Origin of the sequence: Methylophilus sp. DW102, assembly GCF_037076555.1 — a bacterium.
Classification (GTDB): Bacteria; Pseudomonadota; Gammaproteobacteria; order Burkholderiales; family Methylophilaceae; genus Methylophilus; species Methylophilus glucosoxydans.
In genome coordinates, this window is the sequence record NZ_AP029023.1 from 2,162,771 (window position 1) to 2,175,317 (window position 12,547).

Below are 12,547 nucleotides of genomic sequence, written 5' to 3' on the forward strand. Positions count from 1 at the left end.
AAGAATTCAGTGTACTGAAGCCAAGCATGCAAATCATCACCGATTTACTCCCCGTCATCCTGTTCTTTATCGCTTATAAAAAAGCAGGCATCTTTGCAGCCACAGCCGTCGCCATGATTAGTACGCTGTTGCTGATCGGTGTGATCTGGCTCAAACGCGGCAAAATAGACAAGATGCTGGCCATCAACGGCGCCGTGATTACCGTTCTCGGCGGCATTACCTTGTTGTTACATGACAAAACCTACATCATGTGGAAGCCGACTGCCATCTATTGGATCGGGGCACTGGCCCTGCTTTTCAGTCGCTATGCCTTCAAGCGCAACCTGATTGAGCGCATGCTGGGCAAAATGATGTCGCCGCCTGCTGTCACCTGGGACAAGCTAAACCTCTACTGGATTGCCTTTTTAATCGGCATGGGCATATTGAACCTCTACGTTGCCTTTCACTACAGCGAAGACGACTGGGTCAACTTCAAGTTGTTTGGGGCCACCAGCCTTATGTTTATCTTTATGATCGTGCAAGTCTTTGCGCTAAGAGCGCATTGGGTTGAACAAAATCAGCCGCCCGCCTGACTAAATGTTTAGCCAGACTTTATCGACTGCCGCAGCGAAAGAATGCCATCATGCTTTACATGATTTACGCACAGGACACCCCGAACAGCTTGCCATTGCGGCTGCAACATCGCCCGCCGCATCTGGCCAGATTGCAACAATTGCAAAACGAGGGCCGCCTGGTTTTAGCAGGCCCGTTGCCAGCCATAGACAGCGTAGACCCTGGTGAAGCGGGCTTTAGTGGTAGCCTGATTGTCGCTGAATTTGACTCATTGCAGGCGGCCACAGACTGGGCCAATGACGATCCGTTTGTTCATGCAGGCGTCTATGGCCAAGTGACCGTCAAACCGTTTAGAAAGACTTTGCCGTGATGCTGCGCGCTGAAATAGAGCAGCGGTTGCAAAGCCTGACACCGGAACACATCGAGATTCAGGATGACAGTGATTTGCATCGCGGACATGCAGGAAATACTGGCGGCGGACACTTTACCATCACGGTAAAAAGCTCGCTATTTTCAGGAAAATCACAGATAATGCGCCATCGCATGGTATATCAATGTTTGCAAGATTTAATGCCTCATCGCATCCACGCGCTCAGTATTACGGCCTTATCGACCGATGAGTCATTTATTTGAAACAATCCTGTTTTTTAATATCGCACCTAATTCAAAACGTTATTTTAAGGATATTGCATGAAATTTTTGAAAGTATTGTTGGCAATTGCTTGCTTAAGCGCAATGCCACATGTGTATGCGGCGGATGCCGACGCGGTAGCCACCGTCAATGGCAAACCGATCAAGAAATCCTGGGTAGAGTTTATCCTCAAGGATGCTGAAGCGCGTACAGGCCAAAAAGCCAACGATGGCATGAAAGCAGCCGTGGTGAATGAACTGGTTGGCTCTGAATTGGCCTATCAGGAAGCGCAAAAAGCCGGCATCGATAAATTGCCTGACTTTGTGGTCAGTGAAGAATTGGCTCGTCGCAAGTTACTGGTGAATGCTTTCCTGGGAGATTTCATCAAGAAAAATCCTGTGACCGATGCCGAGAAAAAAGAAGCTTACGAGCAATACAAAAAAGAACTGGGTGATAAAGAGTACAATGCACGCCACATCTTGGTGAAAACAGAAGCCGAAGCCAAAGCCATTATTGCTGACCTGAAAAAAGGGACTGACTTTGCCAAAGTGGCCAAGGAAAAATCTCTGGACCCAGGCTCCAAAGACAAAGGGGGCGATCTGGGCTGGTTCTCACCAGCTGGCATGGTCAAACCTTTTGCCGACGCGCTGGTTTCCCTCAAGAAAGGGGAAACAACGCCTGAGCCAGTGCAGTCGCAGTTTGGCTGGCATGTGATCAAGCTGGTAGACACCCGAGCTCTGCAAGCTCCTGCTTATGATAAAGTTCAGGAAGGTCTTGAGCGCACCATTCAACAACGTAAACTCGAAAAATACATGTTGAGCCTCAAAGACAAAGCCAAAATTGACGTGAGCGGCCTTGAGAAAAAATAAGCCGGATTTGTTTTGAGTCTGCAAAAAGCCAGCCATTGCTGGCTTTTTTGTTGTGTGTGATGGATGTCGCGATTGAGCGCGCAACTTGAGAAAAGATTGAATGAACAATTTCTTTCATTGTCATTCTAAGCTACAATCAAGAATTATTCTCATTTGAACGCAACCATGCATCTAGACGCACTGAAACCAGGGCAGACTGCCATCGTAGACCGCATTCATGCAGAGCAAGCATTGGCCCAACGCCTGAATGCCCTTGGATTTCGTAGCGGTAAGCGCATAGAGGTGATCAGACAGGCCTCGTTTAATGGGCCGTTACATGTCCGTATCGGCTCCACGGATGTGATCATTCGTCTGCACGATGCCAGTGCCATTCATTTACACCCCGTTGACCTGTTAGACTCCCCTGCCGTATGAAACGTGTCGCCTTACTTGGGATGCCGAATACCGGCAAATCCACCCTGTTTAACCGCCTGAGTGGTGCGTCTGCGCGCGTCGGCAACTGGCCTGGCATCACGGTCGACCTGATGAGTGCCAAGCTGCTGCTGGGGGGACATATTGCCGAGCTCATCGATTTACCCGGCCTGTATGATTTGCACGGCTTTTCTGATGATGAACACGTGGTCAGGCATTTCCTGAGCCATCACCAGATTGACCTGGTGCTGATTATCCTCAACAGTGCGCAAATCGACCGCCAGCTTTCACTGGCCTTGCAAATCCGCGCCTTGGGCTTGCCTGCAGTCCTGTTGCTCAATATGGAGGATGAGGCCAAACGGGCCGGCATCACCATCAATACCCAGGCCATGAGCAAGCAGCTAGGCATGCCGGTGCGTACCATTAGCGCCAAGTACGGGCAAGGCTGCCCAGAAGCGCTACAGCTGGCAGCAGAGACCATGCTGCAACACCCTAATCTGACCTCGCCTGACAGTATTGCCCGCAAGCTCGAACTCGAGAATGCCATTGAGCAGGAAATGCACCACATTATCGATCAGAGCGTGCAGTTTCCTATTCAACTGAACCACACACTCACCGACCGTCTCGATAAGGTTCTGCTCCATCCCTGGTTTGGGCTGCCGCTGTTTTTGCTGTCCGTATTTTTGCTGTTCCAGTTTATTTTCAGTGTAGGCGCACCTTTGCAAGAAGGCATGGGCTGGCTGTTTGACACGCTGCGTAGCCAGGCGCTGGAACCAGCTTTGGCCTTCTTGCCGGGCTGGCTCAACGGGCTGTTGCTGGACGGCTTGTATACCGGGTTTAGTACGGTGGCCGCTTTTGTGCCCATCATTGTGCTATTTTTCCTGGTCATGAGCATGGTGGAAGACAGCGGCTATCTCTCACGCGCGGCTTTTCTCATGGATACGCTGATGGCCAAAATGGGACTGGATGGCCGTGGCTTTGTCATGATGCTGATGGGGTTTGGCTGCAATGTGCCCGCACTCATGGGGACTCGCGTCATGCGCAGCCGCCCCATGCGTTTACTGACCATGCTGACGATACCGCTGTCACTGTGCTCAGCCAGATTACAGGTATTTTTATTTATCATCGCCATTCTGTTCCCGCCGTCACAAGCCGCGTTGGTCCTGTTTTCGCTGTATCTGGTCAGTTTTGCCACCATTTTTATCACGGCGGTCCTGTTCAAACGCAGCTTTCAAAGCCGCGAGCCCTTTGTGCTTGAGCTGCCGCCTTATCGCTTCCCTACCCCACAACAAATCTGGATGCGTGGCTGGCAAGAGGTGAAACACTTTTTGGCACGCGCCACCAAGTTTATTGTGATTGGGGTGGTGCTGGTCTGGCTACTCACGCATTTACCTTTTTCTGCCACGCCAGCCAGCCCTGAAACCTGGGCCGGGAGCATAGGCCGCTTTTTCGCGCCCGTGCTGGACCCCATTGGCATTGACACCCAACTGGCGATTGCCCTGATTTTTGGTTTTGTTGCCAAAGAAATCGTGGTCGGCTCACTGGCCGTGATTTATGGCCTGCAAGGGGATGCGCTCAGCCAACAAATTGCCAGCAATATCGACTGGGTACAAGGCATGAGCTTTATGCTGTTTACACTGATTTATACGCCCTGCCTGTCGACCATCGCCACACTTAAATCCGAAAGTAAAAGCAGCGGTTTTATGTGGCTGTCTTTGGCGTGGTCCCTGATGCTGGCATGGCTGGTCAGCTTTGCCTTTTACCAAACGGCTCGTGCACTTGGCTATTGAAATTTCTTGATTTCAAACAGAAACAGGGAAATATAATCTATGTTAAAGTGAATCTTCCACTTAAAAATAAGGAGACTCTACCCATGAACAAGTCTTTAGTGATTGCAGCCGTTGCCGCTTTGTTCAGCCTGTCTGCACAGGCTAACAACCACAGCCATAATGGCCCGATGGAAAAATGCATGAAAGCCGCATTGGCCAAACATCCGGGCAAAGTCGTCTCACTGGAAGCCGAGATTGAAAAAGGCCGTGGTGCGATTTATGAGTTCGACATTGTCGGCACCGATGGCAAAGAATGGGAAGTAGAATGTGAAGCCAAAACTGGCAAGGTATTTGAAGAAGAAGTGGATGTTGACCCTAACAGCGACGAATTCAAATCCAAAGCCAAAGTGACGATGGAACAAGCCAAGAAAACTGCGCTGGACAAATATCCAGGTGACGTGGAAAGCATCGAATATGAGCTTGAAAACGGCAACCCTGTCTATGAGTTTGATATCAAGCAAGCCAACGGCAAGGAAATTGAAGTCGAAGTTGATGCAGTGACCGGCAAAATTGGTGAAACCGAAGAAGAAGTCTACGAAATCGGCAAAGACTAATTTTTTATCGTCCCCGCAGTCAGTCAAACAGCAACCGCATGGTTGCTGTTTTTATTTGGGCAGGCGCTTTGGCGCATTCGATATCAGACGCGCTTTCTGTTAAAATGGCGGTTTGAATTTTCATTGAAAAATCCAACCGCCTCATGTCTAGTCAAGCGCAATTCCTTAGCCTGCGCGGCAGCGCCGCCCTCTCTCAATTCCGTCTCGATAAACTGTATCGCGCCCTCAAAGCCAGCGCACCGAATATCGCCCATATTTACACCGAATTCGTGCACTTTGCGTTTAGCGAGTCCGCCTTGAGCGTGAGCGAGCAAGACACCCTGCGCCAGATTCTGACTTACGGACCGCACACGGATATCGAGTCCCCGACAGGCGAGTTGCTGCTGGTGATTCCGAGGATAGGCACGATTTCGCCCTGGGCCTCACGCGCGACGGATATTGCACACAACTGTGGCCTGGGTCATCTGCTGCGTCTGGAGCGTGGCATTGCCTATTACGTGACCACTGCGAACGGACAGGCATTGACCGAAGCTGAGAAGCAAGCCTTGCGCACTGCCATCCAGGACCGCATGACAGAAACGGTGGTCTACCAGCTGGCGGATGCAGAAAAACTCTACCACCATGCCGACCCTAAACCTTTATCCAGTGTGGATATTTTAGCTGGCGGCAAAGCGGCGCTTGAAGCTGCCAATAGCGAGATGGGTTTAGCCTTGTCGCCAGACGAGGTGGATTACCTGCTGGAAAACTACCGCAAAATGGGCCGCAACCCGACCGATGTCGAACTGATGATGTTCGCCCAAGCGAACTCCGAGCATTGCCGCCACAAGATTTTCAATGCAGACTGGGTGATTGATGGCGTACAGCAAGAGCTGTCGCTGTTCAACATGATCCGCAACACACACAAACTCAATCCTGGCAACACCGTGGTTGCCTACTCTGACAACAGCTCAATTGTACAAGGCCAGAAAACCAAGCGTTTTTATCCGGCAGCCGATCACAGCTACCAGTTTGTCGAAGACGACATGCATTATCTGATGAAGGTGGAAACGCATAACCACCCCACTGCCATTTCACCCTTTGCCGGGGCTGCGACTGGGGCAGGCGGTGAAATCCGTGATGAAGGCGCCACCGGCATAGGCTCTAAGCCGAAAGCAGGCTTGACCGGCTTCTCGGTCTCCAACCTGAACCTGCCTGACTTTAAACAGCCTTGGGAAACCAATTACGGCAAACCTGGCCGTATCGCCAGCCCGTTGCAAATCATGATAGACGGTCCTTTAGGCGGGGCTGCTTATAACAACGAATTTGGCCGCCCCAATATTGCCGGTTACTTCCGTACCTTTGAACTCGAAACGCCTGCCGCCGATGGCAAGCGCGAAATGCGTGGCTATCACAAGCCGATCATGCTGGCGGGTGGGGTCGGCAATATCTCTGACAGCCACAGTCATAAAAACAGCATTCCCCCCGGCTCAGCCCTGATTCAGCTGGGCGGCCCGGCCATGTTGATTGGCCTTGGCGGCGGCGCGGCCTCCAGTATGGATACCGGCGCCAACACGGAAAACCTGGACTTTGACTCTGTACAACGCGGCAACCCGGAGTTGCAACGCCGTGCGCAAGAGGTGATTGATCGTTGCTGGCAAATGGGCGATAACAACCCGATTTTGAGCATCCACGACGTGGGTGCCGGTGGTATTTCCAACGCCTTCCCTGAGCTGGTCAATGATGCCAAAGTCGGCGCCGTGTTCCAGTTGCGTGATGTACATAATGAAGAGCCTGGCATGAGTCCGCGCGAACTGTGGAGCAACGAAGCGCAAGAGCGCTATGTTCTCGCCGTCACGCAAGACCAGTTGCCCTTATTTGAAGCAATTTGTGAACGCGAACGTTGTCCGTTTGCCGTCGTCGGCGTCACCACGGAAGAACGTCATCTGACGGTGGAAGACCGTCATTTTGACAACAAGCCGGTGGATATGGATCTGTCTGTTCTGCTGGGCAAACCCCCAAAAATGCTGCGTGATGTCAAATCCGTGAACAAGACGCTGCCAGCGTTTGATACCGGCAACGTGGTATTGCATGATGCCGTGTCGCGTGTACTGCGCTTACCGGGTGTGGCAGATAAAACCTTCCTGATTACCATTGGTGACCGTAGCGTGACCGGCCTCATCGCCCGCGATCAAATGGTCGGCCCGTGGCAAGTGCCCGTCAGCAACGTGGCGGTGACCTGTGCCGGGTTTGAAACCAATATCGGCGAAGCATTTGCCATCGGGGAAAAGGCGCCCTTGGCGCTGATCGACGCACCGGCTTCCGGCCGCATGGCCATTGGTGAAGCCATCACCAACATTGCCGCCGCCGCAATCAGTGACATTGGCAACCTCAAGCTGTCCGCTAACTGGATGGCACCTGCCGGTCATGCCGGTGAAGATGCCGCGCTGTATGCCACCGTGAAAACCGTGGGCATGGAATTATGTCCGGCGCTCGGCATCAGCATCCCGGTCGGCAAAGACTCCATGAGTATGAAAACGGTCTGGCAAGATCAAGGTGAAAACAAAGCAGTCACAGCCCCCATCTCACTGGTAATTTCTGCCTTTGCCAACACGCCAGATGTGCGTAAAACCCTGACGCCGCAACTGCGCACTGATCTCGGCGACAGTCAGCTGATCCTGATCGACCTGGGCAATGGCAAAAACCGCATGGGCGGCTCGGCTTTGGCTCAAGTCTATCAACAGTTAGGCAACAGCGTGCCCGATGTCGACCAACCGGCACAAGTGAAAGCATTTTTTGCCGCGATCCAGCAACTGAATCACGAAGGCAAACTACTGGCTTATCATGACCGCTCAGATGGTGGCCTGTTTGTCACACTGGCAGAAATGGCGTTTGCCGGTCATTGTGGCCTCAATCTTGACCTCAGCGCCCTGGCTGGCGACAACATTGCCCTGCTGTTTAACGAAGAATTGGGGGCGGTACTGCAAGTGCGCGCCAGCGATACGGCAACCATCGTCCAGCAATTGCAACAGCAGTTGGGTGACTGTGTGCACGCCATCGGCCACGTCACTGCCGGCCAGGACATTGTCATCGCGCTTAAACAGGCACGCTACCAGGCATCACGCATCGACCTGCACCGTATGTGGTCTGAAACCACTTACCGCATGCAGAGCCTGCGTGATAACCCGGCCTGTGCCCAGCAGGAATATGACCGCATCCTGAATGCCGACGATGCCGGTTTGCATGCGCAGCTGACTTTTGACCTCAACGACAATATTGCGGCACCATATATCAACACCGGCAAACGCCCCAACATGGCGATTTTGCGTGAGCAAGGTGTCAACGGGCAGACCGAAATGGCGGCTGCGTTTGACCGCGCAGGTTTTAACAGCGTCGATGTGCATATGAGCGACATCATCAGCGGCCGTGTGGCACTCAAGGATTTCGCAGGCTTGGTGGCTTGCGGTGGCTTCTCTTATGGGGACGTACTTGGTGCAGGCGAAGGCTGGGCCAAGTCCATCCTGTTCAACGCGCGGGCACGCGATGAATTTAGCGCCTTCTTTAACCGTGCAGACACCTTTGCACTGGGCGTCTGTAATGGTTGCCAGATGATGAGTAACCTGCACAGCATTATTCCAGGCGCCGCGCACTGGCCGCACTTTGTGCGCAACAAGTCCGAACAGTTTGAAGCACGCGTTGCCCTGGTCGAGATTCTGGCCTCGCCGTCTATCTTCTTTGACGGCATGGCAGGCAGCCGCATGCCGATTGCTGTGGCACATGGCGAAGGGTTTACGGAATTTACTGATGCGGGCGCGGTCACAAGTGTGCTACAACAGCAACTGGCAACCGTGCGTTATGTGGACCATGCTGCGCAAGCGACCGAAGTTTACCCGTTTAACCCGAATGGTTCTCCTCAGGGCTTGACCGGGTTTACTACGCAAGATGGTCGTTTCAGCATCATGATGCCACATCCTGAACGTGTGTTTAGAGCGGTACAGCATTCCTGGCGGCCAGATGGCTGGCAGGAAGATGGTCCCTGGATGCGCATGTTCAGAAACGCACGTAAGTTTGTAGGTTAAGCGGAGTCGACCGGCCCTTACCGGCGACTTCACGAGGCCCAAAAAGTGGTTATTTTTAAAAAATGAAAATCAGGTGTTTGGAGAGATTATGAAATCAATTAAGTTTTTACTGGCCTTGTGTTCACTGTCATTTGCCTTGCAAGCGTTTGCATTGACCGATGATGAATATATGGAGTTTACCGAGGCGCTGACGGGTGGCAATATCAAAGTCGTGAAAAAGTTTGTCGAAGCTGACCCTTCATTGGTCAACCAGAAGTTCTTTGCCTGGGAACCCCTGCAAATGTCCGCATCCAAAGGCAAGCTGGATGTGGTGAAATACCTGGTTTCCAAAGGGGCGGATCTGAACTATGTGCATCCGGCCAGCCGCAATACCGCGTTTCATATGGCCGCATTTATTGGCGATACTGAAACCATGAAATATCTGGCCTCTGCAGGCGCAGATGTAAACAAGAAACTCAAAGGCGATGTTTCGCTGATTCGTTACTTCAGAGAAGAAAATAACCAGAAAATGGTAGATTTACTGACCCAGTTAGGCACCAAAGATGATGGCTGCCAGGAAGAAAAATGCTTCTAATCCTCGAACTGGCGAGGGGGTGTTGATAAAAACGGTCATGAGTTTCATGGCCGTTTTTTTGTTTGCGGGTCAGGTGCCAGTATGGGTGATCATGGCATCCGCTGTGTAACCGCAGTCACTCACATCACCATGCCCATTCAGAATAATGTGGGCTCAAATTCATCATGTGTGACGGGGGTAGCATGAAGTCATTATTCAGCAGTGTGTTTTTCATTTATCTTGCCTGCGCCGGCCTCGGCGCGCATGCGCAAGACCCGCAGGCGATCCGAACGCTGGCAGCATCTTGTGCCGCCTGCCATGGCCCGGCCGGCAACAGCCTGGGCGGCACAGCGACACTGGCTGCGCTCAATCAAGCCTATTTTATCCAGCGCATGCAGGGCTTTAAAGACGGCTCGGTCAGCGCGACGGTGATGCACCATCATGCCAAAGGACTCACAACAGAAGAGATTGCGGACTTGGCGGCCTATTTTGCACAACAACCCAGACAGACGCCTCCCGCCTTGCCCAAGCAATCTTTTTTAGGGAGACAGTGATGACCGCCGCATTTGAACACCCCCCACTGACGCCCAATGGCCGCAGACAATTTGTACGTTCCATCGTCTATGGCGGTCTGGCCTTTTATGGTCTGCCTGCGTTTGCACGCGCGAGCAAACCACCGCTTGGCCATGTCGTCGTGGTTGGTGCAGGCTTTGCAGGGCTCACGGCCGCCAAATATTTACGCGACTGGAGCATGGGCAATCTTAAAGTCACTGTGATCGAACCGAATCCACAGTTCATTTCCTGCCCGCAAAGCAATCTGGTCTTGGGTGGCAGCCGCACACTGGACGACTTGAGTTTTAGCTATGCGTTGTCACGCAAACAGCATGGCATCGACTGGGTACAAGATACGGTCACCAGTGTTGATCTGACCAACAAACAAGTACAGCTGACGCGCGGTCATCTGCATTATGACCGCCTGGTTCTGGCCCCCGGAGTTGATTTCAATTACGCAAGCATCACCGGCATGACCACGCCAGTGACCGACATCCCCCATGCCTGGAAAGCCGGCCTGCAAACTTTGCAATTACGGCAGCAACTGGAGCAGATGCCGGATGGCGGCGTATTTGTGATGACCATCCCGCCCGGCCCTTATCGCTGCCCGCCCGGCCCCTATGAGCGCGCTTGCCAGGTGGCGCATTACTTCAAACAACACAAACCGCGTAGCAAAGTCGTTATTCTGGATGCCAATGCAGACATCGTGTCGAAAAAAGGCTTGTTTTTGCAGAGTTTTCAGGGCGCATACAAAGACCTGATCGAATACCACAACAACAGTACCATTCTGCAGCTGGATCCGGTGAGCAAAACAGTCAAAACTGACTTTGAATCGGTCAAGGCCGATGTCCTGAATGTCATCCCGCCGCAGCTGGCAGGCAAGGTTGCGCAAGTGGCTGGGCTGGTCAATGTGGATCAGCGCTGGTGTGAGGTGGACTTTGTCACCTATGCCTCTACGCTGCAACCGGACGTGCATATTATCGGTGACAGTATTTCTGCCGGCTTGCCCAAATCCGCCCATATGGCGACCTCACAGGCCAAGGTGTGTGCGGCAGCCATCATCGCCATGCAAAGCGGTCACGTGCCCAATCCATTGCCGGTGTTTGCCAATACCTGCTACAGCTTTGTCGATGACCAGCAGGCCATGCATGTCGCCAATGTTTATCGTTATGACTCTGTTAAGAAAAGCATGGCGTCTGCGGAGGGCGGCGGCGTTTCAGCCAAGGCCAGCGTGCAGGAAGGGGAATATGCCCAGGCCTGGGCGCAGAATATCTGGGCAGATACGCTGACATGATGACTGCCGCGCTCAGTGCTGTCAGAGAACAGCGGTCACTGTTGGCTGGCCTGATGCTGATTAGCCTGGGCATGGCAACCGGGTTACATGACGCCACCGCGCAACCTCTGGCGACAGACGCCCTGCGCAATCTCAAGGCGCCTGACGGGCTGCAAATTGAGCGCTTTAGTGATGTGAGCGCCTGGGGCATGCCTCGCATGCTGGCGCTGGATCCGCAAGGTCAGTTACTGGTGAGTCTGGCGGACACTGGCCGTATTCTGAGACTGGACCAAGCGGGTCATGCCGAGGTGATCGCACAAGGACTCAATAGCCCGCAAGGCCTCACCCTGCTAGGAAAAGACCTGCTGGTTGCAGAGCAAACCGGCGTGGTGAAATTGCCCTGGCAAGACAGCCATTGGGGGCCGCCACAGCCATTTATCCGCAACTTGCCCAGTGGCGGCCACCCCCTCAAAACGGTCAAGGTGTCGCCAGATGGCTATGTCTTTGTCAACGTGGGCTCCAGCTGTAATGTCTGTGTGGAAGACAACCCGCTACGCGCCACATTACTGCGCTTTGCCGCAGATGGCCGACCTGCCGGTGCGCTGGTCACGCTGGGCTGGCATGCCCAAAGCGCGGTCTGGGCGACCGGACTGCGTAACACGCAGGGGTTCACCTGGCATCCACAAACAGGTGCGCTGTTTGCCACCAACAATGGTGCCGACAATCGCAGCAGCCAGGCTCATGGTGCCGTTGATGATGACCTGCCACCAGAGCACTTGAACCAGATTGAAGGCGGAAAATCCTATGGCTGGCCCTATTGCTGGGGCGATCCGGCACAACCAGGCAAGCTGTTTGCAGACCCAAATATGCCAGGCGCCGCAGCAGCCTGCCAACAATCGCAGGCGCCCGCCCTGCAACTCCCCGCCCACAGCACACCGATAGGCATCACTTTTTTGCAGCACAGCCGGCTTCCCGCAGAAATGCGTGAGGATGCCATTGTCGCGCTGCACGGTTCATGGAATCGCAAACAGCCCAGCGGCTACGCCTTGCTGCGTGTACAATTCAGGAACCAACAACCTGTCGCAACCGTCCCATTCATTGAGGGTTGGCTGCAAGACAATCAGGCCTGGGGCCGACCGGTAGACGTGATCGTCGGTGCCGATGGCTGGCTCTATGTGAGTGATGACCTGACCGGCTGGATTTACCGTATCCGTGAGAAAACGCTGCAATAAAAAATTTATGCCACAGACCCGTTCTGGTCTGGGTGA

12 protein-coding genes are annotated in these 12,547 nt (G+C 53.3%); all 12 read left to right on the forward strand.

Annotation, left to right across the window (positions count from 1 at the left end; all coding sequences use genetic code 11):
• The first annotated feature begins 26 nt into the window (after positions 1-26).
• The 12 genes from AACH41_RS10140 (at position 27) to AACH41_RS10195 (ending at position 12,511) form a co-directional block, all read left to right on the forward strand.
• Complete coding sequence (locus AACH41_RS10140) at positions 27-572, forward strand: septation protein A (RefSeq protein WP_338654894.1); 546 nt, start codon at positions 27-29, stop codon at positions 570-572.
• A gap of 50 nt (positions 573-622) precedes the next feature.
• A complete protein-coding gene (locus AACH41_RS10145; RefSeq protein ID WP_275355968.1) occupies positions 623-922 on the forward strand; it encodes a YciI family protein in 300 nt (99 codons plus the stop codon).
• The gene (locus AACH41_RS10150) at positions 922-1,185 is read left to right on the forward strand and encodes a BolA family protein (RefSeq protein ID WP_194748291.1); all 264 of its coding nucleotides are present in this window, start codon (positions 922-924) and stop codon (positions 1,183-1,185) included. Before AACH41_RS10145 ends, AACH41_RS10150 begins: the two co-directional genes overlap by 1 nt.
• Before the next feature lie 57 nt (positions 1,186-1,242).
• Positions 1,243-2,052 (forward strand): peptidylprolyl isomerase, encoded by an 810-nt coding sequence (locus AACH41_RS10155; RefSeq protein WP_275355970.1) that lies wholly within the window; start codon positions 1,243-1,245, stop codon positions 2,050-2,052.
• A gap of 165 nt (positions 2,053-2,217) precedes the next feature.
• Positions 2,218-2,466: a FeoA family protein gene (locus AACH41_RS10160; protein ID WP_194748293.1), complete on the forward strand. Its 249-nt coding sequence runs from the start codon at positions 2,218-2,220 to the stop codon at positions 2,464-2,466.
• Positions 2,463-4,253, forward strand: coding sequence for a ferrous iron transport protein B (feoB, locus tag AACH41_RS10165; protein WP_194748294.1), 1,791 nt, complete (start codon positions 2,463-2,465; stop codon positions 4,251-4,253). The genes AACH41_RS10160 and feoB overlap by 4 nt, the downstream gene beginning before the upstream one ends.
• Positions 4,254-4,336: 83 nt before the next feature.
• Complete coding sequence (locus AACH41_RS10170; protein ID WP_275355973.1) at positions 4,337-4,846, forward strand: PepSY domain-containing protein; 510 nt, start codon at positions 4,337-4,339, stop codon at positions 4,844-4,846.
• Between the two features lie 143 nt (positions 4,847-4,989).
• On the forward strand, positions 4,990-8,901 hold the full coding sequence (gene purL, locus AACH41_RS10175) for a phosphoribosylformylglycinamidine synthase (protein ID WP_338654897.1): 3,912 nt from the start codon (positions 4,990-4,992) through the stop codon (positions 8,899-8,901).
• An 88-nt stretch (positions 8,902-8,989) separates the two neighbouring features.
• Positions 8,990-9,475 (forward strand): ankyrin repeat domain-containing protein, encoded by a 486-nt coding sequence (locus AACH41_RS10180; RefSeq protein WP_194748297.1) that lies wholly within the window; start codon positions 8,990-8,992, stop codon positions 9,473-9,475.
• A gap of 182 nt (positions 9,476-9,657) precedes the next feature.
• Positions 9,658-10,008, forward strand: a complete 351-nt coding sequence (locus tag AACH41_RS10185) for a c-type cytochrome (RefSeq protein WP_338654901.1) — start codon at positions 9,658-9,660, stop codon at positions 10,006-10,008.
• Positions 10,008-11,300: an NAD(P)/FAD-dependent oxidoreductase gene (locus AACH41_RS10190; protein WP_338654902.1), complete on the forward strand. Its 1,293-nt coding sequence runs from the start codon at positions 10,008-10,010 to the stop codon at positions 11,298-11,300. Before AACH41_RS10185 ends, AACH41_RS10190 begins: the two co-directional genes overlap by 1 nt.
• A complete protein-coding gene (locus tag AACH41_RS10195; protein WP_338654903.1) occupies positions 11,297-12,511 on the forward strand; it encodes a PQQ-dependent sugar dehydrogenase in 1,215 nt (404 codons plus the stop codon). Before AACH41_RS10190 ends, AACH41_RS10195 begins: the two co-directional genes overlap by 4 nt.
• The last annotated feature ends 36 nt before the right edge of the window (positions 12,512-12,547 follow it).